The sequence below is a fragment of the Micromonospora sp. NPDC050686 genome (assembly GCF_040654475.1).
GTDB lineage: Bacteria > Actinomycetota > Actinomycetes > Mycobacteriales > Micromonosporaceae > Micromonospora.
This window is the reverse complement of sequence record NZ_JBFAID010000003.1, coordinates 42361-66942: the sequence shown is the minus strand read 5'-3', so window position 1 is coordinate 66942 and position 24582 is coordinate 42361. Positions and strand designations below refer to the sequence as shown.

The window sequence follows — 24582 nt, the reverse complement described above, 5'->3', positions numbered from 1 at the left end:
CGGAACCCCTGGCGAAAGTTCCCTCCGGGCGCGACAGTGAACGGCAAGACTGCCTCAGCACTGTGGAGCTGCCATGGTCACGAACCCGCTGCGCACGGCGACCCTCGCCGGCCTGACCGCGCTCACCCTGCTCGCCACCACCGTTCCGGCCCGCGCCGGCGACAACCTGCCGGTGGCCGGGCACGACGAGCAGATCACCTACCAGGACTGGTCCAGCCACCCCGACTGGCGTACCGGTGAGCACCGCGGCACGTACGCCCTCCCCGGCCACCGCACCGGGATCACCATCGGCCAGCCGGCCGGCACCACCGAGTTCACCGACGAACACAGCGGCACCACCCGCACCTGGGAGTACGCCACCTGGACCTCGCCCGTGCGGCGGATCGGCTTCGACGCCACCGAGCTGGTCGCCTCGTGGAACGCGGACACCCCGGCCGGCACCTGGATCCAGGTCGAGCTGCACGGCACGTACAACACCGGCGCGCAGACCCCGTGGTACGTGCTGGGCCGCTGGGCCTCCGGCGACCAGGACATCAAGCGGGCCACCCTGGACGGCCAGGGCGACCCCTGGTCGACCATCTGGACCGACACCTTCGCCATCGACGACGCCAAGGCCGGCGTGCTGCTGCGCTCGTACCAGCTGCGGCTGACCCTCTACCGGGCGCCCGGGCAGACCGCCTCGCCCCGGGTCCGGATGCTCGGCGCGATGAGCTCCAACGTGCCGGACCGGTTCACCGTCACGCCCAGCAGGGGCGGCATCGCCTGGGGCACCGAGCTGCCCGTGCCGGCCCGCTCCCAGATGATCCACCGGGGCAACTACCCCGAGTGGGGCGGCGGCGGCCAGGTCTGGTGCAGCCCCACCTCGACCACCATGGTCCTGGAGTACTACGGGCGCGGCCCCTCACCCGCGGACCTGGCCTGGGTCACCCCCGGCTACACCGACCCGCAGGTCGCCCACGCCGCCCGGATGACCTGGGACCACGAGTACGAGGGCGCGGGCAACTGGCCGTTCAACACCGCGTACGCGGCCAGCTTCCCGGGCATCGACGCCAAGGTGACCCGGCTGCACTCGCTGGACGAGGTGGAACGGTTCATCAAGGCCGGCATCCCCGTCGTCACCTCGCAGTCCTTCCTCGCTGAGGAGCTGGACGGCTCGAACTACGGCACCTCCGGCCACCTGTTCGTGGTCGTCGGCTTCACCGCCGACGGGGACGTGATCGTCAACGACCCGGCCTCGTCGTCCAACGCCGAGGTGCGCAACGTGTACAAGCGGGAGCAGTTCGAGCAGATCTGGCTGCGGACCAAGCGCTACCGGGCCAACGGCACGGTGGCCGGCGGCTCCGGCGGCATCGCGTACCTGATCAAGCCCACCGACAAGCCCTGGCCAGTCGTCCCCGGCTCCACCAACTGGTAACCCGAAGGAGGGGGCCCCGCCTAACGCATTTTGTGTAGCAGGGCCCCCGGTCAAACCCCTCAGCCCCCACGCGCGGCGCGCGTGGGGGGTGGGGGGTTAGCTGCGGGGGTTCTCCGGCTCGCCCTCGGCGGCCTGGTCGTCGCCGGCCAGCGCGGAGCGCAGCCGCTCCTTGTCCGCCCGGCGGCGGGCCGCCGACTCGGCCATCTCGCCGGCCATCTCGTCCCGCCAGCCGCGCAGCAGGAAGAACGACAGCGCGGCGGAGAACACCAGCGCCACCATCAGCCGCAGGAACATGTTCATGTCGACGAACCAGAGGGCCGCCAGCACGGCGACGAACAGCCCGATCCGGCCCAGCGTGTACTTGACCGCCGCGCTCACGTTCCACCCCTCCGTTCGTCCCGCCCGGCCCACCGCCGGGCACGTGTTCAGCCGGTCCGTCGGGCCAGCCAGTGCACACCCCGGAACCAGAGCACCGCGTACACCACGGTGAACCCGGCCGCGGCGAGCCCTCCGGTGGCCAGCGGCGCCAGGCCGCCGGCGAACCCCGCCAGCAGCAGCCCGGCGACCACCGCGAGCGCCGCGGCGACCAGCGCCGCGACCACCCGGGCGGCACCGAACTCCCAGGCCCGGAAGTCGTCCCAGAACAGCCACGCCGGCAGGATGATCGCCAGCCAGCCGTTGGTGTGCCCGAACGAGCCGGCGCCCAGGCCGGCGAAGGCCCAGTCGAAGAGCACCAGCGCCAGCATGCCGATCAGCCAGCCGGCGAGGCTGATCCCGAGCAGGTCGCCCAGGGTGAGGATGCGCCCCTGCGCGTCCCGGCGGGGAAACCCACCGGGCTGCTGGGTGCCTTTTGGCGTACGGTCGCGGCGCTGCTCGGTCATCGTGGCAAGAGGATACGGGCCCGCTCAGGCCCAGACCTGCTGCGGCTCGGCACGCCGCTCGGCCAGCGTCGGCGCGGCGTCGTACTCCCGGACGGTCTCGTAGCGGGTGTTCCGCTCGACCGGGCGGAAGCCGGCATCCCAGATCAGGTGCAGCAGGTCGTCCCGGTGCATGGTGTTCGGCGTGCCGTACGAGTCGGCGTCGTGGGTGATCTTGTATTCCACGACCGAGCCGTCCAGGTCGTCCACGCCGAAGTTCAGCGAGAGCTGGGCCACCGAGAGCCCGTGCATCACCCAGAAGCACTTCACGTGCGGCACGTTGTCGAAGAGCAGCCGGGAGACCGCAAAGGTCTTCAGCGACTCGGCCGGCGAGGCCATCGTGGTGCGGGCCTGGATCCGGTTACGGATCTTGCCGTCCGCCGAGTCGACGAAGTCGTGCTGGTAGCGCAGCGGGATGAAGACCTGGAAGCCGCCCGTCTCGTCCTGCAGCTCACGCAGCCGCAGCACGTGGTCGACCCGGTGCCGGGGCTCCTCGATGTGGCCGTAGAGCATGGTCGACGGCGTCTTCATGCCCTTCGAGTGGGCCAGCCGGTGGATCCGCGACCAGTCCTCCCAGTGGCAGGCGTGGTCGACGATGTGCTGCCGGACCTCCCAGTCGAAGATCTCCGCGCCGCCGCCGGTCAGCGACTCCAGGCCGGCGTCCATCAGCTCGTCGAGGATCTCGTCGGCGCTCAGCCCGCTGATCTTCTCGAACCACTGCACCTCGGTCGCGGTGAACGCTTTGAGGTTGACCTTCGGCAGCGCGGCCTTCAGCTCGCGCAGCACCTTCGGGTAGTAGCGCCAGGGCAGCGTCGGGTGCAGGCCGTTGACGATGTGCAGCTCGGTGAGCTGCTCGTCCTCCATCTCCTTGGCCTTGCGGACCGCCTCGTCGATGCGCATCGTGTAGGCGTCCTTCTCGCCCGGCTTGCGCTGGAACGAGCAGTACGCGCACGACGCGGAGCAGACGTTGGTCAGGTTGAGGTGCCGGTTGACGTTGAACATCACCCGGTCACCGTTGCGCTCGGTGCGCCGGTGGTGGGCCAGCCGCCCGAGCCAGGAGAGGTCGTCGCACTCGTAGAGGGCGACCCCGTCCTCCCGGGTCAGCCGCTCCCCGGCGTACACCTTCGCTTCGAGCTCGCGCTTGAGTCCGGCGTCCATCGAAAGCCACGTCCCTTCCACCTGCGGTCCCGGTCGAGCCTACGTCGGAACACCGACACAGCGGCGGGCCGGGCACGGGCAGCGACCCGGCTCACTGGTTCTTCAGCTCGTCGTCACCCTCCGCACATCGACATCCCTGCCCAGGTGAGGTAAGACATGGTGGGGGACGACACACACTGACAGCTCCCGACCGCCGCGCCCGGCTGCGCGGCGGCGGGTGCCGGGCGGGGAGCGGAATGAACGACAGCGGGCGCAGGGCACGGCAACGACGCAGGAGCCCGGTGATCTCGCCGATACTGCGTCCGCGCCTGTGGGCGGCACTGCTCGGCGCGGTCGTCGCCGCGGCGATCGCCAGCCCCGCGTACGCCGAACCACCGCTGCCGGACACCGTCCCCGACTCCGGGTCCCGCCCGCTGGTCACCGGCTCGCTGTTCCTGCCCGGCACGGGCGCACCCGTCGCGCCGGCCACCGACCGGCCGGCCGTGCCGACCACCACCAGCCCCACCGACGGGCCGCTGATGGCCCTGATCAACGCGGTCGACGCCCAGGTCGGGCAGCTCGGCGACGAGCTGCTCACCCTGCGCCAGCAGCGCGCCGAGACGGCCGCCCAGCTCGCCGCCGCCGAACGCGACCTGACCGCCGCGCGGGAGGCGCTGACCCGGGCCCAGGAGCAGGCGGACCGGACGGCGGCCAGCGTGTTCAAGGCCGCCGCCGCGCTGCCGCCCGGTGAGTTCGCCCGCAACCTCCAGGAACTCAACCAGCTCCAGCAGATCAACCAGGGCCAGCGCGAGGAGCCGTCGACCACCCGGGCGACCGGCGAGCTGGCCCGGGCCCGGGCCGCCGAGGAGATGGCCAACCAGGCGTACCTGGCCGCCCAGGCCCGGGACCGGGACATCGCCGCGCGGTTCACCGGCACCCAGCAGTCGCTGCGCGGCCAGGAGACCCGGCTGATCACGCTGCGCCGGGACAACGCGCTCCAGCTGAACCGGATCGAGCAGCAGCAGGACGCCGTCGATCAGCGGATCGGGGCCGGTTACCTGACCGGCCCGAACGGGGTCGGCCGCAACGCGGTCGGGATGACGGCCCACCCGCAGGCGCTGGCCGCCGTCCGCTACGCGCTCGCCCAGCTCGGCGACCCGTACGTCTGGGCGGCGGAGGGGCCGGACACCTTCGACTGCTCCGGCCTGGTCTGGGCGGCGTACCGCTCGGCGGGCTACAACGGGCTGCCCCGGGTCGCCCGCGACCAGTACTACGCCACCCGGACCCGCACCGTCGACCCGTCCGCCCTGCTCCCCGGTGACCTGCTCTTCTTCGCCTCCGGCAGCAGCTGGACGACCATCCACCACATGGCGATGTACATCGGCGGCGGCAAGATGGTCGAGGCGCCCCGGACGGGCGACGTGGTCAAGATCTCGACCGTCCGCTGGTCCCGCCTCTACGCCGCCACCCGGGTGGTCGGCGCCGTCCCCGGGCCGGCCGCCCCCACCACGATCCCGCAGCCGGTGCCCACCGGCGGCGCCCCGACGCCGACGCCGACGCCGACGCCGAGCAAGAGCGCCCCGCCGACGCCGGGCGGCACCACCAGCCCGACCCCGAAGCCGACCGGCGGCACCACGCCGAAGCCGACCCCCACCAAGTCGACCACGCCGAGCCCGACCGGTACGCCGACCACCCCACCCACCACCACCCCGCCGCCCACCACGACGCCCCCGACCACCTCCGCGCCGCCCACCACGCCCGCGCCCAGCCCCACCGAACCCACCTCGGCGCCCACCGAGCCGGCGACGACCACTGAGGCGCCCAGCCCGGATGGCGGCAGCGCCGACCCCGCGGACAGCACCTCCGCGGAGGCGTCCACCAGCTCCTCCGCCGACACGTCGACCAGCAGCAGCCCCGGCAACTGACCGCAACCGTCCACTCCGACTGTGCGGTCGGGCCGGAATGTGGCACGGTGACAACCAGGCACTCGCGGACCGGCAGCACCGGTCCGGAGCGGGCGTGGGCGCGGAGGTCGAGCATGGGTGAGCAGCAGGTTCCGGCGGGTATCGCGGGCGGGACCCCGCTGCCCGTAGCTGCCGGGCAGGGCACGGACCGCGCCAGGGGGGACGATCCGTCCGTCGTGGAGCCCGGCACACCGGCGACGGAGGATGCCGCCGCCCGTCCGGTCAGCGCCGCACCGGTCAGCGCCGCGCCGGCCCGGGGCCGGGTCACCGTGGCCACCGCCGCGGCGCCGGCCGACGGCGACGCCGTGCCGAGCGGACGGGCGACCGCCACCACGTACCGGGCCGGCACGCCGAGTGCCGGGGCGTCCGGGGTGCCACCACTGGACCGGCGCCGGCCCGGCGCCTCCGTGGCGTCGGCCGGCAGCTGGTCCGCCTTCGAGAAGGCCGGGCAGTCGCCCTCGTCGGCGCCGCCGGCGAGCACCACGGGCCCCGGGAACGCCGACGCAGCGTCCGCCACCACGGCGCCTCCCCCCGAGTCCCGGGCGGTCGCGCCGAACCAGGCTGCCGCCGCGCCCGAGCCGGCCGCTCCACCCGAGGCGACCGCCGCCCCGGGATCGACCGCTGTCCCGGAGCCGAACGCCGCCGCGAAACCGGACGTCGCTTCGGGATCGGCGGCCACCTCGGAACCGGCGGCCACCCCGGAACCGGCCGCCCGCCTGCCGGAGCAGCGGCGGGTCGCCGCTGCGGGTGGCGCGGCCCGCGCCACCGCCTCGGTTCCCGGCCTGAACCGGGTCGCCACCGCCGAGGCCGCCCCGGCCGCCACCCACAGCGGCCAGGCCACCGTCTACCGGTCGGGTCCGGTGAACCCCGAACCGCCGGAGCCCGCCCAGCCGCCCGAGCCGGCCCAGCCGCCGACGCCGCCCACCCCCGAGCCGGAGCCCGTGCCCAGCCCCGTACCGGGGCCGGAACCCGCGCCCACGCCCGTGCCGGGACCGGAACCCGCGCCCACGCCCGTGCCGCCCCCGGTGCCGGTCCCGCCCGCCCCGCCCCGCCCCGGGCCCGTGCCGCCCGGGCCGATCCCGCCGGTGCCCGGCCCTCCGGTGCCGCCGCCGGGGCCGCCGATCCCCGGGCCGCCGGGTCCGCCCGGGCCGATGCCGGCGCCGCCGTTCCCGCCGCCGCCCGCCATGGCCGCACCCCGGGGAACCGCCTCCGTGCCGGCCCCACCGTCCGCGTCGCGCCCGGGCCCACCGTCCGCGTCGCGTTCGGCCCCGCCCGCCGCGTCGCCAGCGGCGGCAGCCGCACCATCGGCACCGCCGGCCGCCGCACCGCCGACACCACCGCCGGCCGCCGCACCGCCGGTGGTGCCGGCTCCGGCGCTGCCCACCTGGCCACCGCCGACCCAACCGGCCGACCGCCGGGCGGAGCCGGCCAGCCGGTACGACCGGCCGGCCGGGACGGCCGCCACGACGGTCACCGGCGGGCCGGCCTGGTCCGCGGCCGCCGCGCCCACCGGTCGGGCCTACCACGGGGGCCCGGACCTGGCCAGCACGGGGTACGGGGGCACCGAGGGGCCGGGATTCGCGACGGTCTCCTTCCCGGCCGGCAACCCGCTGGACAACTCCGGCTCGCTGACCGGGCACATCCTGGCCCAGGGCTGGGCCGAGGAGCCGAGCAGGACCCGGTCCCGGACCGTCCGGGTGGTCGTCGTCCTGGCGGCCGCGCTGGCCCTGCTGGTGGCGATCAGCGTGCTCGTGCTGGTCCTCGCCAACGACGCGCTGGACGGGCTGTTCGGCGACCTGCTCTCCGGCTGACCCGCCCCGCCGGCCGAGGTGAGCCCGCCCACTACCGGCCGCCGGCGTGGGCGGACCGGCCCGATCGCCGTACACTTGTCAGGATCACTGACCTGGCGCGCGTTCTGCCGCGCCCATGGGCGATCTTGCGGGCGAAACAGCGGCGTTCAGCGCGGCGGGCCATCGCGAAGATGCGCCCCGCTCGAAAGGCTTTTGTTGACCACCTTCGCTGAACCCGGCACGTTCCCGCCCGCCCTCGACGCCCCCACCGAGCCCGCCGCCCCCGACTTCGCCGCCCTCGGCCTGCCCGACCAGCTGGTCCGCACGCTCGCCCGGCAGGGCATCACCGCGCCGTTCGAGATCCAGCGGGCCACCCTGCCGGACGCGCTCGCCGGCCGGGACGTCCTCGGCCGGGGCCAGACCGGCTCCGGTAAGACCCTCGCCTTCGGGCTGCCGATCATCGCCCGGCTGGCCGACCGCAACCGGGCCCGGCCGCTGCACCCGCGCGCCCTGGTGCTGGTGCCCACCCGCGAGCTGGCCATGCAGGTCAACGACGCGCTGCTGCCGCTGGGCAAGGCCGTGGGCATCTTCCTCAAGACCGCCGTCGGTGGGGTGCCGTACGACCGGCAGATCGACGCGCTGCGCCGCGGTGTCGAGATCGTGGTCGCCACCCCGGGCCGGCTCGGTGACCTGATCGCCCGGGGCGTGTGCCGCCTGGACGACGTCGAGGTGACCGTGCTCGACGAGGCCGACCAGATGGCCGACATGGGCTTCCTGCCCGAGGTCACCGAGCTGCTGGCGAAGACGCCGGCGGACAGCCAGCGGCTGCTCTTCTCGGCCACCCTCGACGGGGACGTGGACGCGCTGGTCCGGCGGTTCATGACCGACCCGGTCACCCACTCCACCGCCCCCTCCACCGCGTCGGTGTCCACCATGGACCACCACGTGCTGCTGATCCCGCCGCACGACAAGTTCTCCGTCGTCGCCTCCATCGCCGCCCGGGACGGCCGGACGATGGTCTTCGCCCGTACCCAGCTGGGTGTGGACCGGCTGGTCGAGCAACTGGCGGCGGTCGGCGTCCGGGCCGGTGGGCTGCACGGCGGCAAGACCCAGCGGATGCGCACCCGCACCCTCGCCGAGTTCCGCGAGGGCCGGACGAGCGTGCTGGTCGCCACGGACGTCGCGGCCCGCGGCATCCACGTCGACGGGGTCTCGCTGGTGCTGCACGTGGACCCGCCGAAGGACCCGAAGGACTACCTGCACCGGGCGGGCCGTACCGCCCGGGCCGGCGAGTCCGGCGCGGTCGCCACGCTGGTGCTGCCGAAGCAGCGCCGCACCACGCTGGCCATGCTGGAGAAGGCGGGCGTCGAGCCGGCCGAGGTCCGGGTCCGGGCCGGCGACGCGGTGCTGGCCGAGCTGACCGGCGCGCGGGAGCCGAGCGGGGTGCCGGTGCCGGTGCGGGACGAGCCGGAGCCGCGCCGCGGTGGCCCGCGCGGCTTCGCCGACCGGGACGGGCGCGGCGAGCGCCGCTTCGGCGGTCGGGCCGGCGGCGAGCGCCGGTTCGGCGGCGACCGGCACTTCGACCGGGGCGAGCGGCGCGACGACCGCCGCTTCGGTGACCAGCCCGCCCGCGACGACCGGCGCTTCGGCGAGCGGCGGCAGGATGACCGGCACGCCGGCGGGCGGGGCTTCGGTGACCAGTCCGCCCGCGACGACCGCCGGTTCGGCGAGCGGCGGCAGGACGACCGGCCCGCCGGCGGGCGGGGCTTCGGCGACCGCCGCCGCGACGACCGCCCGCAGGCCGAACGGCGCTACGGCGACCAGGGCGGACACGGCGAGCGGCGCTACGGCGACCAGGGCGGACACGGCGAGCGGCGCTACGGCGACCAGGGCGACTTCCGGCCGGCCGAGCGCCGGGGCGGGTTCCGGCCCGAGGGGCGCGGCCGCGACGACCGGCCGCGTGACGACCGGCGCGGCTTCGGTGGCCGTCCGCCGGCGCGCACCCACTGACCGAGCCCCGGAGGGGCACACCGCGAACGCCGCCGTCGAGCACCCGCTCGGCGGCGGCGTTCGGGCATCCGCTGCCGGTGTCGGCCCGCTCGCGTAACGTCCGGTTCATGTCGAGCATGCCGAAGTCGCTCTTCTGGTCCCGGACCGACACCGCCGGCTCGGAGCACGTCGTCCTCGACGACCGTCCGGGGCTGACCGCCCAGGGCGTGGCGCTGGCCGTGGACCCGATCCCGTACACGTGCCGTTACCGGCTGACCGCCGCGCCGGACTGGTCGACCAGCCGGCTGGAGGTCGAGGCGAACGGCGCCGGCTGGGCGCGGAGCGTACGCCTGGAGCGGGCCGGGGACGGGTGGCGGGTGCGTACCGGCGAGGAGGGTGACCTGGACGCGGCGCTGCGGGCGGCCGGGCATCCGCCGGCCGGCCTGCCCGGCACGGACGACCCGGGCCGGCTGGCCGAGGCGCTCGACGTCGACCTGGGCGGCTCCCCGCTGACCAACACCCTGCCGATCCGCCGGCTCGGGCTGAGCCGGCTCCCCGCCGACCAGGCGCACGGGGTAACCGTCGCCTGGGTACTGCTGCCGGGCCTGGCGGTGCTCCCCGCCGAGCAGGTCTACACCTCGCTCGGACCCGGCCGGGTCCGGTACGCCAGCGACTCCTTCACCGCCGACCTGGAGGTCGACCCGGAGGGCTTCGTGCTGCGCTACCCGGGGCTGGCCGAACGGGTCGACGCGGGCTGACCGTGCGCTAGGCCGGCCAGGCGCCGCTGGCCAGGAACCGGTCGATGGTGGCGAGGTGCGGGGCGAGGTCGAGGCCCTGCGCGGCCACCCACTTGTCGGAATAGTAGGTGTCGTCGTACCGCTCCCCGGCGTCGCAGATCAGCGTCACCACCGAGCCGGTCCGGCCGGCGGCGCGCAGCTCCGCGATCAGCCCGAACGCGCCCCAGAGGTTGGTGCCGGTGGAACCGCCGACCCGGCGGCCGAGGATCCGGGACCCGGCCCGCATGGCCGCCAGCGACGCCGCGTCGGGCACCTGCACCATCCGGTCCACCACCGAGGGCAGGAAGGACGCCTCGACGGTCGGCCGGCCGATGCCCTCGATCCGCGAGCCCCGGCCGGTCCGGACCGACCAGTCGGCGGCCTGCCAGGCCGGATAGAACGCCGAGTTCTCCGGGTCCACCACGCACAGCTTGGTGGCCAGCCGCCGGTAGCGGGCGTACCGGCCGATGGTGGCGCTGGTGCCGCCGGTGCCCGCGCCCACCACCACCCAGGCCGGCACGGGGTGCCGTTCCAGGGCGAGCTGGGCGTAGATCGACTCGGCGATGTTGTTGTTGCCCCGCCAGTCGGTGGCCCGCTCGGCGTAGGTGAACTGGTCCATGAAGTGCCCGCCGGTGTCCTCGGCCAGCCAGCGGGCCTCGATGACCACCTTGGCCGGGTCGTCGACCAGGTGGCAGCGGCCGCCGTGGAACTCGATCTGGGTGATCTTCTCGGGCGAGGTGGACGCGGGCATCACCGCGATGAACGGCAGCCCGAGCATCCGGGCGAAGTACGCCTCGGACACCGCGGTGGAGCCGGAGGACGCCTCGACGATTGTCGTCTCCGGGCCGATCCAGCCGTTGCACAGCCCGTAGAGGAAGAGCGAGCGGGCCAGCCGGTGCTTCAGCGAGCCGGTGGGGTGCACCGACTCGTCCTTGAGATAGAGGTCGATCCCCCAGGCCCGGGGCAGCGGGAAGGGCAGTAGGTGGGTGTCGGCGGACCGGTTGGCGTCGGCCTCGACCGTGGCGATCGCCTCGGTCACCCACGTCCGGCTGGCCTCGTCGCACCGGTCCAGATGTGTCACGCCGGCAACGTTACAAGCGAGTGCCGTTCGACTCCGGCCCGACCCGGCGGCGCTGCCGGCGCTGACCGGCCCGCCCGGCCGCCCGGACCACCGGCAGCAGGCCGAGCGCGACCCGCGGGAAGGCGTCGAGGAGGCGTACCTGCACGCCGCGCCACCGGGGCAGGGTGACCACCGGGCGGGGCCGCCGGGCCAGCCGGGCGGCCCGCGCGGCCACCCGGGCGGGGCTCAGCATCGCGCCGGTGAAGGAGGCCAGCGCCCCCGGGTCGTCCAGCCGGTCGTGCAGCATCGGCGTCCAGATCCCGTCCGGGCACAGGCACGACACGTGTACGTCCCGCAGGCCGGCCAGCCGCAGGTCGGCGAGGGTGCCGACGCTGAAGGCCAGCAGCGCGTGCTTGCTGGCGGCGTAGACCGTCTCGCCGGGGGCGGCGACCAGCCCGGCCAGGGAGACGACGTTGAGCACGTGCCCGCGACCGCGCGGGCGCATCACATCCAGTGCGGCCATGGTGCCGTTCATCGCACCGAGCGCGTTCACCTCGACCACCCGGCGCCGGGTCGCCGCGTCGTGCGTCCAGGCGGCGCCGGTGACCAGGATGCCGGCGTTGTTCACCCACAGCCCGAGCCCGCCCGGGGAGTCGGCCGCCGCCGCGGCGACCTCGGCGCAGGCCGTCTCGTCCCGCACGTCGAGCGCCCGGGACCACCCGCCCAGCGGCGCGGCGGCAGCGCGGGCCGCGTCGGGGTCCAGGTCGGTCAGGAGTACGCGCCACCCGTCGGCGTGCAGCGCGGCGGCGACGGCCCGACCCAGCCCACCGCCCGCCCCGGTCACCACGGCCACCTCCCGTGCCCGTGCTGCCTCCCGTGCTGCTTCCCGTGCCGGCGGCGTCATCGGCGCACGGTATCGCCGGGCTCCCCGCCCGCGCCAGAGCCCACCAGGATCGGCCTCGGGGACCACGAGAGTCGGATGTCGCGCGGGACGCGGGACGCGGCGCAGCGCGCGGACGTGGGACGCGAAAACGAATCACCAGACGACACCACCCGGGCAGCGCCGACACCACCGGGCAGCGACACCGCCCGGGCAGCGCCGGCTCGGCCGCACCCCCGGCGGCCCGTCCGGTGGGTCGGTCAGGAGGCGGGGGGACCGAGCGGCTGGGGGCGGTTCTCCCACTTCGTCGACAGCGCGATCCCGGTCCGGGTGGACGCCACCCCGGGCGTCCGGTTCAACCGCATGATGAGTTGCTCGAGCTCGGCGATCGTGCCGACCCGCGCCTTCAGCAGGAACGACTCCACGCCGGCCATGAAGTAGCAGGACTCGATCTCCGGCATCTGCCGGAACGCCTCCAGCACGTCGTCGGTGTCGGCGGTGGAGTCCTCGACGATGCCGATCAGCGCGGTGACCCCGAGCCCGATCGCCTCCGGCTCGACCTCGGCCCGGTACGCCCGGATCACGCCGCTGGACTCCAGCTTGCCGACCCGCTCGTGCACGGCCGGCGCGGAGAGCCCCACCTGGCGGGCCAACTCGGCGTACGACAGGCGGGCGTTGCCGCGGAGCAGCTCCACGAGGCTCAGGTCGATGGCGTCCACGGACGGTGACCCTATCTGCCCCGGCGTAACGCCCGGCGCTCGACGTCCGTTGCACATGACAGTAGGTAACAGTTCGCAGACTCACAGTCAGGGGACCCCGGCGCCGGTACCATTTACTAACTTCCCACTCAGTGCTTTTTTCGCGTTTGGCGGACAGGCCAGGTCGCTGGTGCTGTAATTGCCATACGTCCCTCATGACGGCTCTGGGCTCGCACCGGCCGGGGGCAGTGTGTTCAGCCGGGGGCTTCGTCGACGCGAGGAGGGGGCTGTGGACACTGGAGATCGCCTGCTGACACCGGGTGAGGTCGCCGCGCTGTTTCGGGTGGACCCGAAAACTGTGACGAGATGGGCGGCGGCCGGCCGGATCGGCAGCATCCGGACTCCAGGCGGGCATCGCCGGTTTCGGGAATCCGAGGTGCGGGCCCTGCTTGAGGGGGAGGGCATGCTGGACGAGGCGGAGGAGATGGGCAAGCCGCGAAATGCGGGCCCGACCGCCTCGACCGGCCCTGGTCCGGCCAACGCCGGCATGTACTGAATGGTGCCGAGGGTACGCGGACCGGCCTCAGGACCGGTCCGCGCCCAACCGACCCGACCACCGCCGGAACAGGGTGTGCGGCACGCCGAGGGCGTCGAGCACTTTGCCGGCCACGAAGTCGACCAGTTGCGGGGCCGAGGCGGAGGCGCCGGCGCCGTAGAAGCCGGGACTGGCCGGCAGCACCACCGCCCCGGCGTCGTGCAGGGCGATCAGGTGCTCCAGATGACTGCGGGTCACCGGGGTCTCCCGGGGCACGACCACTACCGGCCGGCGTTCCTTGAGGTTGACCTCCGCCGACCGTTGCAGCAGGTCCTTGGAGAGCCCGATGGCGATCCCGGCGCAGGCCGCGGTGCTCGCCGGCACCACCGCCATCCCGCGTACCCGGTAGGAGCCGCTGCTCGGACCGGCCGCGAGGTCCCCGGCGGGCCAGTGCCGCACGTCCGCGTCGGCCAGGTCCCGGCCGAGCCAGCCGGCGAGGTCCTCGGCCCAGTGCCCGTCGCGGAACGGCCGCCCGGTCTCGTCCAGGATCGTCAGCCGCGCCGCCCGGGACACGATCAGGTCGACGGGCTGGCCGGCGTCGAGCAGCCCGCGGACGACCGCCGCGGCGTACGGCGTGCCGGATGCCCCGGACACCCCCACCACCCATGGTTCACGCATCGGCTCAGGCCCGCAGGCCGAGGCGGAGCACCAGGTCGAGCAGGGCGAAGACGAACAGCGCGATGCCGACGAAGCCGTTGGCGCTGAAGAAGGCCCGGTTGACCTTGCTCAGGTCGGTGGGGCTGACCACCAGGTGCTGGTAGCCGAAGGCCACGGCGGTGAGCGCCAGCCCGATCCACCAGAGCCAGCCGAAGCCGACCAGCGCACCGAACCAGATGAACAGCGCGAAGGTGATCACGTGCGCCACGGTGGAGGCGTGCAGCGCGAAGCGCAGGCCGTACCGGGCGGGGACGCTGTGCACGCCGATCTTCCGGTCGACGTCCGCGTCCTGGCAGGCGTAGATCAGGTCGAAGCCGCCGATCCACAGGCCGACGGCCGCGCCGAGCAGCCAGGCCGGCCCGGAGCCGGCGAGGGTGCCGGTGACCGCCAGCCAGGCGCCGACCGGGCCGACCGCCTGGGCGACCGCCAGGATGGCATGCGGCCAGTTGGTGAACCGCTTGCCGTACGGGTAGACCACCAGCGGGATCGCGGCGAGCGGGGCCAGCGCCAGGCAGAGCGGGTTGAGCAGGGCGGCGGCGGCGAGGAACACCGCCAGCGCGACGGCCGCGCCGGTCCAGGCCGTCCGCACACTCACCGCCCCGGTGACCAGTTCCCGCCCGGCCGTACGCGGGTTCCGCGCGTCGATCCGCCGGTCGAGGATCCGGTTGGCGGCCATCGCGAACGTCCGCGCCCCGACCATCGCCACCGTGATCAGCAGCAGGTCGAGCCAGCGCACCCGCCCGCCGTTCACCTGCATCGCGGTCAGCGCCGACAGGTACGCGAACGGCAACGCGAAGACCGAGTGCTCGATCGCGACGAGCTTGAGGAAGGACGTGACCCGTCCCGGGCGTTCCACGACGGCGGTCGCCATCAGATCCCGTACTCCTTCCAGCGCTTGTCGACCAGCGAGACCACCTCGGGCGACATGGTCATCTCCTCCGGCCAGCCCCGGGTGTAGCCCTCCTCGGGCAGCTTGCGGGTCGCGTCGACCCCCGCCTTGCCACCCCAGAACTGCTGGTACGACGCGTGGTCCAGGTGGTCCACCGGGCCCTCGGTGAGCAGCAGGTCCCGGGCGTAGTCGACGTTGCCGAAGGCGCGGAAGGCGACCTCGTTGTAGTCGTGTACGTCGCAGTCCTCGTCAACGATCACGATGAGCTTGGTCAGCGACATCATGTGCGCGCCCCAGATCGCGTTCATCACCTTCTGCGCGTGCTTCGGGTAGCGCTTGCGGATCGACACGATCGCGCAGTTGTGGAAGACCCCGGCGGCGGGCAGGTCGTAGTCGACGATGTCCGGGATCAGGAAGCGCAGCAGCGGCGCGAAGATCCGCTCGGTGGCCTTGCCGAGACCGTGGTCCTCCTGCGGTGGCTGGGACGTGACGATCGAGTGGTAGACCGTGTCGCGCTGCATGGTCATCGCCTCGACGTGCAGCACCGGGAACGGCTCCACCGGCGTGTAGAACCCGGTGTGGTCGCCGAACGGCCCCTCGGGCAGCCGCTCGCCCGGCTCGAGGTAGCCCTCCAGCACGATCTGCGCGTGCGCCGGCACCTGCAACGGGACGGTCAGGCAGTCCACCATCTCGACCCGCTCACCGGCGAGGAAGCCCGCGAAGAGGTATTCGTCGATGTCGGCCGGCAGCGGCGCGCTGGCCGAGTAGGCCACCACCGGGTCGGCGCCGATGGCGACGGCCACCGGCAGCCGCTGCCCGAGCCGCTCGGCGACCGCGTGGTGCGCGGTCGAGTTCTTGTGGATCTGCCAGTGCATGCCGAGCGTGTTGTGCGAGTGCTGCTGGAGCCGGTAGAGCCCGAGGTTGCGCTTGCCGGTCTCCGGGTGCTTGGTGTGGGTGAGCCCGAAGTTGTGGAAGATCCCGCCGTCGCCCGGCCAGACCTGCAACCCGGGCAGGCGGTTCAGGTCGACGTCGTCGCCCCGGTAGACCACCTGCTGACAGGGGGCGGTCCTGACCTTCTTCGGCGGCATCGACTTGAGCTGCATGACCTTGCCGAGCCCGCCCATCATGCCGGCGAAGCCCTGGGGCAGCTCCGGCTTGAGCATCTCGCCGATCCGCTCGCCGATCTCGTCGAGCGAGTCGACGCCGAGCGCCATCGCCGTCCGCTTCTCGGTGCCGAACAGGTTGATCGCCACCGGCATCTCGCCCCGGGTGGGCCGTTCGAAGAGCAGCGCCGGCCCGCCGTCCCGTACCGTCCGGGTGACGATCTCGCTGATCTCCAGCGTGGGGTCGACCGGGGCGCTCACCCGGCGCAGCTCGCCCGCGCGCTCCAGGGCCGCGAGGAAGTCCTTGAGATCGGTGTACGGAAACCCACGAGCCGCCATACATCCATCCTCCCCCACCGCACTGAGGTGCAAGGAAGGGCCCCTTGTTAACGCATTCGGCAGCGGCGGGGCCCCCGCTTGACAACCGGCGGCATGGACGGAGACCAGCCGGGTAGTCGAGCGCCCGGCGGTGGAAGGGGCGGCATGGGCTACGAACGGGTGCCAGCGGGGTTCACCGAGCAGCGGGTACGGGTCGGCGAGGTGGCCTGGAACTACGTCCGAGGCGGCCGGGGGCCCACGGTGGTGCTGCTCCACGGCTACCCGCAGTGCTGGCGTATGTGGCGACACCTGCTGCCGGAGCTGGCGCAGTCGTACGAGGTGATCGCCCCCGACCTGCGCGGCTTCGGCGACAGCGACGCCCCAGCCGGCGGGTACGACAAGAAGACCGTCGCCGCCGACCTGCACGGACTGCTCACCGCGCTCGACCTGGCCGGGGAGATCCGGCTGGTCGGCCACGACCTGGGCACCATGGTCGCGTACGCCTACGCCGCCGCCCATCCCGACTCGGTCGCCCGGCTGGCCCTCACCGAGGCGCCGATCCCCGACGAGAGCATCTACACGATTCCCGCGCTGACCGCCGCCGGCCCGGCCGTGTGGAACTTCGGTTTCTTCAACGTCCCCAACGGCCTGCCCGAGCAGCTCGTCGCCGGCCGGGAGGCGCTCTGGGTCGACCGGTTCACCGACTCCATCATGGTCAACAAGGGCAGCCTCGGCCCGGACGACATCGAGGAGTACGCCGGCCACCTGCGCGACGAGGCGCACCTGCGGGCGAGCTTCGGCTACTTCCGGGCGTTCGGGCAGGACATCGCGGACAACGCGGCGTACCGGGCCACGAAGCTGCCGATGCCGGTGCTCGCGGTCGGCGCGCAGGCCAGCCTCGGCGGCCAGGTGGTCGAGCAGGCCCACCGGTACGCCGACACGGTGACCGGCGAGGTGGTCGAGGACTGCGGCCACTGGCTCTTCGAGGAACAACCAGCGAAGCTCGCGGCCCTGCTGCTGCCATTCCTCCGGGGCTGACGGACACCCGGGCAGGTCACTGCCCGCGCATCACCAGCGGGCCGCGCCGAAGCCCGACGCGCCGCCCGAGCGGTTCCTCGGCCGGGCGGCCCACGCCGGCCCCCGGCCGCCACTTCGGCGGCGGCCGTCAGGCGGCCGGCTCCCAGGCGTACGCGGCCAGCGGCGGGTCCAGCGGCGCGTCGGTGAGCCGGTTGGCGAAGGTGGAGATGGTGTACGTCCCGACGCCGAGCACCACGTCCAGCGCATGCCGGGTCCGCCAGCCGGCGGCGAGGAAGGCGTCGAGGTCCGCGTCGGGCACGGCGCCTCGATGATCGAGCACGGAGAGGGTGAACCGGCGTAGCGCCTCCAGCCGCGCGTCGGGCAACTCGGCGCCGGCCCGCAGCGCGCCGATCAGCGTCGGCGTACCGCCGCGCCGGGCCAGCGCCGGGGTGTGCATGGCCACGCAGAGGTGGCACCGGTTGTGGGTGGCGACGGTGAGCACGACCACCTCGCGGGCGACCGGGTCGAGGTCGGTGGACTCGAAGACGGCGGTGGCGCCGAGGAAGCCCTTGAGCAGTTCGGGCGACTCGGCCATCAGGGCGACGGCGGCGGGCAGGTGGCCCTGCTTGCGCTGCACGCCGGCCATGGCCGGGCGGGCTGCGGCGGGCGCGGTGTCGGGGGTGTGGACGGTGAAGACCGGTCGGGACATGCCGACCCCTCTCGGGTACGATAGTCAACGTGGTTGACCAAACCGTAAACCAGGTTGTCGAACGTGGCAACCCCTGACCGCCCCGGCTTCGCGCTGCCGCTGCTGCTGCTGGCCGGCTTCCGTACGCTCATCGACGACCTGCACGCGGAGCTGGCCCGGCAAGGGCACCCGGAGCTGCGCCCGCTGCACGGCTTCGTCCTCCAGGCCGTCGGCACCGCCGGCACCACCGCCTCCGACCTGGGCCAACGCCTCGGCGTCTCCAAGCAGGCGGCGGGCAAGACGGTGGACCGGCTGGTCGCCCTCGGCTACCTGGAACGCGCCGACGACCCGCGCGACGCCCGCCGCAAGCTGGTCCGGACGACCCCCCGCGGCCTCGACGGGCTGCGCCGGTCGGCGGTCGTCTTCGACGAACTGCGCGACCGGTGGTGCGCCACCCTGGGCGCGCAACGGGTCGCCGAGCTGGAGGACGACCTGCGCCGGGTCACCGCCGCCGACGTCTTCCGCCTCGACGTGCCCGGCTGGTTCGGCGGCTGAGCCGACCTGCCGGAGGTGGCCTACCAGGTCACGCTGCGCGTCGAGGGCGTCCTGGGCCGGGTCAGATCCCGGCGTACGAGTGCAGACCGGTGAAGAAGAAGTTCACCCCGAACAGGTTCATCAGCACGGTGAGGAACCCGAGCACGGCGATCCAGGTGGCCACGTTGCGCCGCACGCTCGGCGTGGCCCGGGCGTGCAGGTAGCCCGCGTACACCACCCAGGAGATGAACGCCCAGGTCTCCTTCGGGTCCCAGCCCCAGGCCCGACCCCAGGCCGCCTCCGCCCAGATCGCCCCGGCGATCACCGCGAAGGTGAAGATCGGGAACGAGAAGGCGTGCAGCCCGAAGGTCAGCCGCTCCAGGGCGGCCGCCGCCGGCAGCCGCTTCGCCAGGGTGTACGGGAAGCTCCGCCGGCCCTGCTCGTACCCGTTGCGCATCAGGAAGGCGACCGCCGGCACCACGCCCAGCAGCAAGATGCCGGAGGAGAAGACGATCGTCGACACGTGGATGATGAACCAGTACGAGTTCAGCGCCGGGACCAGCGGCACCACCTCGGTGTAGAGCTTCAGCTCCGCGAAGGCCAACAGCAGCACCTGGACCAGGGTCAGGAAGAGCCCGAGCTGGCGCAGCGCGGGGCGCTTGACCAGCACCGCCAGCCACGCCGCGACGCCGATCCAGGTCACCGTGAGCACGAACTCGTACATGTTGCCCCACGGCATCCGGTCGGCCGCGACCCCACGGGTGACCAGCGCGCCCAGGTGCAGCGCGGCGGCCAGCGCGGTGACCACCACGGCGATCCGGCCGGCCAGCCGGCCGCGCTCGGCCACCCGGTCCCGCACCGGCGGCGCGTCGGCCGTCGCGGGCGGCTCGGCCCCGCCGGCGGCGCCCACCCCGGCGCCGACCAGCTCGCGGGCGGGCGCCGCGGCGGCCGTCCCGCGCCGGGCGCCGCCGAGGGCGTACTCGACGGCGTGGCTGATCATGGCCACCAGGTACGCCAGGATCGCGAACGTGACCAGCTGGTCGGAGAGTGCGGACATCACTCGGCCCCTTCTCGGCTCCCGGTCGGCGCGCGCCCGTCGACTCCCGCCCCGGCCGGCTTCGCGTCCCCGCGCACCGCCGTCACGAGCTGCGCGAACTCGTCGGCGAACCCGGGATTGTCGGTGCGCGGCAGTCCACCGGCCTCCACCAAGCTACTACCGCTCGTCGGAGATCGGTTTCCGGGGTCGCCGCCCGGCGGGACCACCCGGAACCAGACCCGACGCCGCCGGCCGAACAGCGAGCCCATGAGCCCGACCAGCAGCGTCCCGCTGCTGACCAGCAGCAGCGTCGAGCCGGGGTCCTTCCGGACGGAGAGGGTGACGTACCGCTCGGTGCCCAGGAACTCGACGGTGGTGCCGTCGTCCAACTGCCAGCTCTGGCCCCGCCGGAGCAGCTTGTCCCCGACCTGCTTGACCCGGCCCGCGTCGACCTGCCGCTGGTCCAGCTTGTAGACCGAGCCGGGGATGCCCGCGTCCAGGCCGAGGTTCCCCCGGTACGCGATCAGGTTCAACGCCGGGTTCCGCTCGGCCGGGTACTGCGAGCGGACGTACGGCGGGGAGTCCGGCGCGGTCGGCAGGTAGAGACCGGTGAACGCCATCTGGAGGTTCGGGTCCCGCCGGCCGGTCTTCGGGTCGACGTTGGCGTCCGGGAACGCGGCCAGCCCCTCGCCGGTCAGCCCCATGTCGCCGGTGGTCAGGAACGGCACCGTGCTGGTCTGGCTGCGGCCGAACCGGTCGGTGTACCGGATCACCGGGGCGTACCCGTGGCCGAGCAGGTAGACGTTGGCGCCGTCGAGCCGCAGCGGCGAGTTCACCGAGAAGTCGGCGCTGCGGGCGGCCTTCCCCAGCTCCTCCACGGAGACGGTGGCGTTGAAGTACTCGGGCTGACCCGTCTCCAGGAACCGGGCCTGGAACTGCTCCAGGGTCAGGCAGAACGGCGGCAGGTCCGCGCTGTCCACCCGGGGGCCGAGCTTCGCCTCGGCGTACTGCTGGCGGGTGTTGCAGAAGGCGTTGTCCTCGCCGGCCACCAGCAGCCGGTTGCCGTGCCAGCCGTACCAGGAGTTCAGCGCCACCCCCAGCAGCACCGCGACCAGCGAGGTGTGGAAGAGCAGGTTGCCGGTCTCCTTGAGGTAGCCCTTCTCGGCGGAGACCTCGTTGCCGCGTACCTCGGTCCGCCAGCGGCGGCGGCGCAGCACCGCGGCGATCGCCGCCGGGTCGGCGGCGGCCGGCGCCGCCAGCACCGCGTGCTGCGGCAGCCGCTCCAGCCGCTTCGGCGCGGCCGGCGGGCGGGCCCGCAGCGCCCGCACGTGGTCGCGGATCCGGGGCGTGATGCAGCCGACCAGCGAGACGAAGAGCAGCAGGTAGATGGCGGAGAACCAGACCGAACCGAAGACCTCGAACGCGCCGATCCGGTCCAGCCGGGGGGCCCACTCCGGGTGGTCGACGAAGTACCTGTCGACATTCTCCGGATTGACCCCCCGCTGCGGCAGCACCGAGCCGGGAATGGCAGCGACGGCGAGCAGGAAGAGCAACACCAACGCCGTACGCATGCTGGTGAGCTGCCGCCAGGAGTTGCGCAGCAGGGCCAGCACCGGGTTGACCCGCCGACGCGGCACCGGAGCGGGCGGCGCCGCCGGCCGGTCGTCCACGGACGTCATCAGATGCTCACCTCACCCGTGCCCACGCTGGTCTGCAACCAGATCACGAAGTTCTGCCAACCCCCGGTGACCAGCGCCAGGCCGATCAGGATCAGCAGGGCGCCGCCGATCCGGGTGACCCAGCGGCTGTTGCGCCGGACGGCGCGGAACACCCCGAGCAGGCGGTGGAAGCCCAGCCCGAAGACGACGAACGGTAGCCCCAGCCCGAGGCAGTACGCCACCGCCAGCACCACCGCCCGATCGGTCTGCCCACCGGCGGTGGCCATGCCGAGCACCGCGCCGAGGGTCGGGCCGGTGCAGGGCAGCCAGCTGAGCGCGAAGACCGCGCCGAGCACCGGGGCGCCGAGCAGGCCGGCGGCGGGGAGGCGGTTGATCCGGAACTCCCGCTGCAGGCCGGGGATCACCCCGAGGTAGCCGAGGCCGAGGAGGACGACGAGCGTGCCGATGACGATCTCCAGCGTCCGCTCGTGGTCGAAGAAGACCCGGCCGAAGCTGGCGAAAAGGATCGCGGTGGAGGTGAAGACGAAGGTGAAGCCCGCGATGAACAGCAGCGTGCCGGCGAGCACCCGGCCCTTCACCGCGACCACCCGCCGGGCGGCCGGCGGCGCGGCCACCGCCAGCCCGCCGCCGGTGCTGGCGGGGGTGTTGAGCGGGGTCCCCTCCGCTACCGGAGGCGTTAACCGGGGGCCCTTCCTTGCATCGCGGCCCTCCAGGTCGGTGCCGGTTAGGCCCGTGACGAACGAGAGGTAGCCGGGCATCAGCGGGAGCACGCACGGGGAGAGGAAGCTGACCAGCCCGGCGAGCGCCGCCGCGCCGACGGCCAGCAGCAGCGGGCCGGAGAGGGCGAGTTGGCGGAAGGTCTCGCCCATCAGCGGGAACCGTCGGCGGGCGGCTGCTCGGCGGCGACCTTCTCCACGAGGGGCTGGAGCCCCTCCTGCCGCACCGCCGCCCGGATCACCGTGGCGACCCGGCCCTCCCGGTCCAGGATCACCGTCGCCGGGATGGTGTTCGGCGGGATGTTCATCGCCAGCGCCAGCCGGCTGGCCGGGTCGAACAGGCTCGGGTAGGTGACCCGGCCCTCCTCGAAGGCGATCGCCTTGTCCCGGCTGTCCTGCACGTTGATGCCGAGGAAGGTCACCCCGGCGGCCTTCGTCGCCTGGTAGGTCCCCTCCAGGTCGTCCGCCTCGGCGCGGCAGGGCGCGCACCAGGAGCCCCAGAAGTTGAGCACCACCACCTGGCCGCGGGCCTGGGAGACGTCGTACCGGCCGCTGCTGTCGAGCAGGTTGCCGGCGATCTCCGGGGCCGCGGAGCGCTGGTCCGGGGCGCACTGCACGATGCCGTCGGAGTTGGCGCAGCGGCTCTCCTGGCTGCCGGAGGCGCAACCGGCCAGCGCCGCCACCGCGGCGACGGCGGCAGCGGTGAGCAGGGCGGCCGTCGGCCTCCGGGTACGCATCAGGCCCCCTTGGCCGTCCGGGCGGTCGGCGAGATGGCGATCAGGTGGGCGGCCGGCTCGGTGTAGCCGATGCCGGCCACCTTGGCGCCGTCGAAGTGGAACGAGGTGAGGCTGGCCAGCCCGCACTGCCGGCGGCGCGGGTCGTGCCACAGCCGCTTGCGCTCGACGTAGCGGCGCAGGGTCCAGATCGGCAGCTGGTGGGAGACCAGCACCGCCTCCCGCCCCTCGGCGGCCACCCGGGCGGCGTGCAGGGCGGCGAACATCCGCTCCGCGATGACCTGGTACGCCTCGCCCCAGGACGGGGTGACCGGGTCGCGCAGCACCCACCAGTTGCGCGGGTCCCGGAACGAGCCGTCGCCCGGGGAGACCTTCTTGCCCTCGAACCAGTTGGCGCTCTCGATCAGCCGCTCGTCCACCCCGACCGAGAGCCCGAACTGGGCGGCGATCGGCTCGGCGGTCTGCTGGGCGCGCTCCAGCGGGCTGGCCACCACGTGCACCACGGTCTTGTCGGCGAGCGCCTGCGCCGCGGCCTTGGCCATCTGCACGCCGAGTTCGGAGAGGCGGAAGCCGGGCAGCCGGCCGTAGAGGATGCCGCCCGGGTTGTACACCTCACCGTGCCGCAGCACGTGCACCACCGTCTCGCTCATCGTTATCCCCCGTGTCCCGCCGCTGCCGCCGCACTCGCCGCGCCGGGCAGGGCGGCGGCGATCTGCTCCAGGGCGGCGTCGTCGATCGCCGCCGACACGAACCACGACTCGAACGCGCTCGGCGGCAGGTAGACGCCGGCGGCGAGCATGGCGTGGAAGAACGCCTTGAACGCGGGCACCTGCTGGGTGCGGGCGCTGTCGTAGTCGACCACGTCGGCGTCGGTGAAGAAGATCGAGAACATGTTGCCCGCGTACGACAGGCGGTGCGGGACCCCGGCGGCGGCCAGCGCGCCGCCGGCCAGCTCGCCCACCACGGCCGCCGTCTCGTCGAGGCGCCGGTAGAGCGCGTCGTCGGCCAGCCGCAGGGTGGCCAGGCCGGCCGCGCAGGCCAGCGGGTTACCGGAGAGGGTGCCGGCCTGGTAGACCGGGCCGGCCGGGGCCAGCTTCGCCATGATCTCCGCGCGCCCGCCGAAGGCCGCGGCGGGCAGGCCACCACCCATGACCTTCCCGTACGTCCACAGGTCGGCGTCGGAGGCGTCGAGGCCGTGCCACCCGGCGCGGGAGACCCGGAACCCGGTCATCACCTCGTCCACGATGAGCAGCGCGCCGTGCGCGTGGGCGATCCGGGCGAGCTCGGCGTTGAAGCCGTCGCGCGGGGCGACCACGCCCATGTTGCCGGCCGCCGCCTCGGTGATGATCGCGGCGATGTGCCGACCCTCGGCGGCGAACACCTCCTCGACCGCGCGCAGGTCGTTGTAGGGCAGCACGATGGTGTCGCCGGCCGCCGCGCCGGTGACGCCGGGCGAGTCGGGCAGGCCGAGGGTGGCCACCCCGGAGCCGGCGGCGGCGAGCAGCGCGTCGGAGTGCCCGTGGTAGCAGCCGGCGAACTTGACGATCTTGGCGCGGCCGGTGAAACCGCGGGCCAGCCGGATCGCCGACATGGTCGCCTCGGTGCCCGAGTTGACCAGCCGCACCTGCTCGACCGGCGTCCGCGCGACGATCTCGGCGGCCAACTCCACCTCACCCGGGGTGGGGGTGCCGAAGCTGGTGCCGAGCGCGGCGGCCTCGCGCAGCGCCTCGACCACCTGCGGGTGGGCGTGGCCGAGGATCAGCGGCCCCCAGGAGCAGACCAGGTCGACGTAGCGGCGACCGTCGGCGTCGTACAGCCAGGGACCCTCCCCCCGGACCATGAAGCGCGGGGTGCCACCGACGGCACGGAAGGCGCGCACGGGGGAGTTCACCCCGCCGGGCACGATGGCCTTGGCGCGGTCGAACAGGGCCTCGGAGGCCGGCGCGGCGGCCGGGTAGCGGCCGGATCCGGCAGAAAAGGTATCGGTCACG

General features: G+C 73.9%; 24 protein-coding genes. 8 read left to right on the top strand and 16 right to left on the bottom strand.

The annotated features are described in order from the left end of the window. The first annotated feature begins 73 nt into the window (after positions 1 to 73). Positions 74 to 1414 (top strand): C39 family peptidase, encoded by a 1341-nt coding sequence (locus AB0H57_RS04105; RefSeq protein ID WP_357502441.1) that lies wholly within the window; start codon positions 74 to 76, stop codon positions 1412 to 1414. Between the two features lie 96 nt (positions 1415 to 1510). Here the strand turns inward: AB0H57_RS04105 and AB0H57_RS04100 are convergent, their stop codons facing one another. The 3 genes from AB0H57_RS04100 to mqnE are packed head-to-tail and all read right to left on the bottom strand — an operon-like array spanning position 1511 to position 3489. Then, the gene (locus tag AB0H57_RS04100; protein WP_357502439.1) at positions 1511 to 1792 is read right to left on the bottom strand and encodes a DUF4229 domain-containing protein; all 282 of its coding nucleotides are present in this window, start codon (positions 1790 to 1792) and stop codon (positions 1511 to 1513) included. A gap of 47 nt (positions 1793 to 1839) precedes the next feature. Beyond that, a complete protein-coding gene (locus AB0H57_RS04095) occupies positions 1840 to 2295 on the bottom strand; it encodes a hypothetical protein (RefSeq protein ID WP_357502437.1) in 456 nt (151 codons plus the stop codon). A gap of 24 nt (positions 2296 to 2319) precedes the next feature. After that, the gene (gene mqnE / locus AB0H57_RS04090; protein WP_357502435.1) at positions 2320 to 3489 is read right to left on the bottom strand and encodes an aminofutalosine synthase MqnE; all 1170 of its coding nucleotides are present in this window, start codon (positions 3487 to 3489) and stop codon (positions 2320 to 2322) included. Positions 3490 to 3725: 236 nt separating this feature from the next. Between mqnE and AB0H57_RS04085 the strand changes: the two genes are divergently transcribed. From AB0H57_RS04085 to AB0H57_RS04070, 4 genes are all read left to right on the top strand, one after another. Continuing rightward, entirely contained in the window at positions 3726 to 5393 is a 1668-nt protein-coding gene (locus AB0H57_RS04085; protein ID WP_357502433.1) for a C40 family peptidase, read from the top strand. 113 nt (positions 5394 to 5506) lie between these two features. Further along, positions 5507 to 7243, top strand: a complete 1737-nt coding sequence (locus tag AB0H57_RS04080; RefSeq protein WP_357502431.1) for a hypothetical protein — start codon at positions 5507 to 5509, stop codon at positions 7241 to 7243. A gap of 195 nt (positions 7244 to 7438) precedes the next feature. Then, positions 7439 to 9232 (top strand): DEAD/DEAH box helicase, encoded by a 1794-nt coding sequence (locus AB0H57_RS04075; protein ID WP_357502429.1) that lies wholly within the window; start codon positions 7439 to 7441, stop codon positions 9230 to 9232. A gap of 116 nt (positions 9233 to 9348) precedes the next feature. Further along, positions 9349 to 9969: a putative glycolipid-binding domain-containing protein gene (locus tag AB0H57_RS04070; protein ID WP_357502829.1), complete on the top strand. Its 621-nt coding sequence runs from the start codon at positions 9349 to 9351 to the stop codon at positions 9967 to 9969. Between the two features lie 7 nt (positions 9970 to 9976). Here the strand turns inward: AB0H57_RS04070 and AB0H57_RS04065 are convergent, their stop codons facing one another. From AB0H57_RS04065 to AB0H57_RS04055, 3 genes are all read right to left on the bottom strand, one after another. Beyond that, a complete protein-coding gene (locus AB0H57_RS04065) occupies positions 9977 to 11068 on the bottom strand; it encodes a PLP-dependent cysteine synthase family protein (protein ID WP_357502427.1) in 1092 nt (363 codons plus the stop codon). Positions 11069 to 11078: 10 nt separating this feature from the next. After that, on the bottom strand, positions 11079 to 11951 hold the full coding sequence (locus tag AB0H57_RS04060; RefSeq protein WP_357502425.1) for an SDR family oxidoreductase: 873 nt from the start codon (positions 11949 to 11951) through the stop codon (positions 11079 to 11081). Positions 11952 to 12187: 236 nt separating this feature from the next. Further along, positions 12188 to 12646, bottom strand: a complete 459-nt coding sequence (locus AB0H57_RS04055) for an Lrp/AsnC family transcriptional regulator (RefSeq protein ID WP_357502423.1) — start codon at positions 12644 to 12646, stop codon at positions 12188 to 12190. A 268-nt stretch (positions 12647 to 12914) separates the two neighbouring features. Between AB0H57_RS04055 and AB0H57_RS04050 the strand changes: the two genes are divergently transcribed. Next, entirely contained in the window at positions 12915 to 13181 is a 267-nt protein-coding gene (locus tag AB0H57_RS04050) for a BldC family transcriptional regulator (protein WP_222954216.1), read from the top strand. A 27-nt stretch (positions 13182 to 13208) separates the two neighbouring features. Here AB0H57_RS04050 and AB0H57_RS04045 read toward each other — a convergent pair whose 3' ends face one another. The 3 genes from AB0H57_RS04045 to AB0H57_RS04035 are packed head-to-tail and all read right to left on the bottom strand — an operon-like array spanning position 13209 to position 16208. Beyond that, positions 13209 to 13838 carry a UbiX family flavin prenyltransferase gene (locus AB0H57_RS04045; protein ID WP_357502421.1) on the bottom strand — a complete coding sequence of 210 codons (630 nt, stop codon included), beginning with the start codon at positions 13836 to 13838 and terminating at the stop codon, positions 13209 to 13211. Between the two features lie 4 nt (positions 13839 to 13842). After that, positions 13843 to 14748, bottom strand: coding sequence for a menaquinone biosynthesis prenyltransferase MqnP (gene mqnP, locus AB0H57_RS04040; RefSeq protein WP_357502419.1), 906 nt, complete (start codon positions 14746 to 14748; stop codon positions 13843 to 13845). Continuing rightward, a complete protein-coding gene (locus AB0H57_RS04035) occupies positions 14748 to 16208 on the bottom strand; it encodes a menaquinone biosynthesis decarboxylase (protein WP_357502417.1) in 1461 nt (486 codons plus the stop codon). The genes mqnP and AB0H57_RS04035 overlap by 1 nt, the downstream gene beginning before the upstream one ends. Positions 16209 to 16352: 144 nt before the next feature. Here AB0H57_RS04035 and AB0H57_RS04030 point away from each other — a divergent pair, with 144 nt between their 5' ends. After that, the gene (locus tag AB0H57_RS04030; RefSeq protein WP_357502415.1) at positions 16353 to 17225 is read left to right on the top strand and encodes an alpha/beta hydrolase; all 873 of its coding nucleotides are present in this window, start codon (positions 16353 to 16355) and stop codon (positions 17223 to 17225) included. Between the two features lie 127 nt (positions 17226 to 17352). Here the strand turns inward: AB0H57_RS04030 and AB0H57_RS04025 are convergent, their stop codons facing one another. Next, positions 17353 to 17913 carry a carboxymuconolactone decarboxylase family protein gene (locus tag AB0H57_RS04025; RefSeq protein ID WP_357502413.1) on the bottom strand — a complete coding sequence of 187 codons (561 nt, stop codon included), beginning with the start codon at positions 17911 to 17913 and terminating at the stop codon, positions 17353 to 17355. Positions 17914 to 17976: 63 nt separating this feature from the next. Here AB0H57_RS04025 and AB0H57_RS04020 point away from each other — a divergent pair, with 63 nt between their 5' ends. Then, a complete protein-coding gene (locus tag AB0H57_RS04020) occupies positions 17977 to 18447 on the top strand; it encodes a MarR family transcriptional regulator (RefSeq protein ID WP_357502411.1) in 471 nt (156 codons plus the stop codon). A 61-nt stretch (positions 18448 to 18508) separates the two neighbouring features. On the opposite strand, the gene ccsB is transcribed toward AB0H57_RS04020, so the two are convergent. Genes ccsB through hemL form a run of 6 tightly spaced genes read right to left on the bottom strand, consistent with a single transcriptional unit; the run spans position 18509 to position 24581 of the window. Beyond that, positions 18509 to 19483: a c-type cytochrome biogenesis protein CcsB gene (gene ccsB, locus AB0H57_RS04015; RefSeq protein WP_357502409.1), complete on the bottom strand. Its 975-nt coding sequence runs from the start codon at positions 19481 to 19483 to the stop codon at positions 18509 to 18511. Beyond that, entirely contained in the window at positions 19483 to 21141 is a 1659-nt protein-coding gene (locus tag AB0H57_RS04010) for a cytochrome c biogenesis protein ResB (protein WP_357502407.1), read from the bottom strand. The genes ccsB and AB0H57_RS04010 overlap by 1 nt, the downstream gene beginning before the upstream one ends. Continuing rightward, a complete protein-coding gene (locus AB0H57_RS04005; protein ID WP_357502405.1) occupies positions 21141 to 22010 on the bottom strand; it encodes a cytochrome c biogenesis protein CcdA in 870 nt (289 codons plus the stop codon). The genes AB0H57_RS04010 and AB0H57_RS04005 overlap by 1 nt, the downstream gene beginning before the upstream one ends. Further along, positions 22010 to 22594 carry a TlpA disulfide reductase family protein gene (locus AB0H57_RS04000; protein ID WP_357502403.1) on the bottom strand — a complete coding sequence of 195 codons (585 nt, stop codon included), beginning with the start codon at positions 22592 to 22594 and terminating at the stop codon, positions 22010 to 22012. Before AB0H57_RS04000 ends, AB0H57_RS04005 begins: the two co-directional genes overlap by 1 nt. Then, positions 22594 to 23241, bottom strand: coding sequence for a histidine phosphatase family protein (locus tag AB0H57_RS03995; RefSeq protein WP_357502401.1), 648 nt, complete (start codon positions 23239 to 23241; stop codon positions 22594 to 22596). Before AB0H57_RS03995 ends, AB0H57_RS04000 begins: the two co-directional genes overlap by 1 nt. A gap of 2 nt (positions 23242 to 23243) precedes the next feature. Next, positions 23244 to 24581, bottom strand: a complete 1338-nt coding sequence (hemL, locus tag AB0H57_RS03990) for a glutamate-1-semialdehyde 2,1-aminomutase (protein ID WP_357502399.1) — start codon at positions 24579 to 24581, stop codon at positions 23244 to 23246. Position 24582: the final 1 nt, after the last annotated feature.

What these genes read in the sequence shown, in the direction of transcription:
- AB0H57_RS04105 (WP_357502441.1), top strand. Translation starts at nt 74, where the DNA reads ATGGTCACGAACCCGCTGCGCACGGCGACCCTCGCCGGCCTGACCGCG.
- AB0H57_RS04095 (WP_357502437.1), bottom strand. Translation starts at nt 2,295, where the DNA reads ATGACCGAGCAGCGCCGCGACCGTACGCCAAAAGGCACCCAGCAGCCC.
- mqnE (WP_357502435.1), bottom strand. Translation starts at nt 3,489, where the DNA reads ATGGACGCCGGACTCAAGCGCGAGCTCGAAGCGAAGGTGTACGCCGGG.
- AB0H57_RS04085 (WP_357502433.1), top strand. Translation starts at nt 3,726, where the DNA reads ATGAACGACAGCGGGCGCAGGGCACGGCAACGACGCAGGAGCCCGGTG.
- AB0H57_RS04080 (WP_357502431.1), top strand. Translation starts at nt 5,507, where the DNA reads ATGGGTGAGCAGCAGGTTCCGGCGGGTATCGCGGGCGGGACCCCGCTG.
- AB0H57_RS04070 (WP_357502829.1), top strand. Translation starts at nt 9,349, where the DNA reads ATGCCGAAGTCGCTCTTCTGGTCCCGGACCGACACCGCCGGCTCGGAG.
- AB0H57_RS04060 (WP_357502425.1), bottom strand. Translation starts at nt 11,951, where the DNA reads ATGACGCCGCCGGCACGGGAAGCAGCACGGGAGGCAGCACGGGCACGG.
- AB0H57_RS04045 (WP_357502421.1), bottom strand. Translation starts at nt 13,838, where the DNA reads ATGCGTGAACCATGGGTGGTGGGGGTGTCCGGGGCATCCGGCACGCCG.
- mqnP (WP_357502419.1), bottom strand. Translation starts at nt 14,748, where the DNA reads ATGGCGACCGCCGTCGTGGAACGCCCGGGACGGGTCACGTCCTTCCTC.
- AB0H57_RS04035 (WP_357502417.1), bottom strand. Translation starts at nt 16,208, where the DNA reads ATGGCGGCTCGTGGGTTTCCGTACACCGATCTCAAGGACTTCCTCGCG.
- AB0H57_RS04030 (WP_357502415.1), top strand. Translation starts at nt 16,353, where the DNA reads ATGGGCTACGAACGGGTGCCAGCGGGGTTCACCGAGCAGCGGGTACGG.
- AB0H57_RS04025 (WP_357502413.1), bottom strand. Translation starts at nt 17,913, where the DNA reads ATGTCCCGACCGGTCTTCACCGTCCACACCCCCGACACCGCGCCCGCC.
- ccsB (WP_357502409.1), bottom strand. Translation starts at nt 19,483, where the DNA reads ATGTCCGCACTCTCCGACCAGCTGGTCACGTTCGCGATCCTGGCGTAC.
- AB0H57_RS04010 (WP_357502407.1), bottom strand. Translation starts at nt 21,141, where the DNA reads ATGACGTCCGTGGACGACCGGCCGGCGGCGCCGCCCGCTCCGGTGCCG.
- AB0H57_RS04005 (WP_357502405.1), bottom strand. Translation starts at nt 22,010, where the DNA reads ATGGGCGAGACCTTCCGCCAACTCGCCCTCTCCGGCCCGCTGCTGCTG.
- AB0H57_RS04000 (WP_357502403.1), bottom strand. Translation starts at nt 22,594, where the DNA reads ATGCGTACCCGGAGGCCGACGGCCGCCCTGCTCACCGCTGCCGCCGTC.
- AB0H57_RS03995 (WP_357502401.1), bottom strand. Translation starts at nt 23,241, where the DNA reads ATGAGCGAGACGGTGGTGCACGTGCTGCGGCACGGTGAGGTGTACAAC.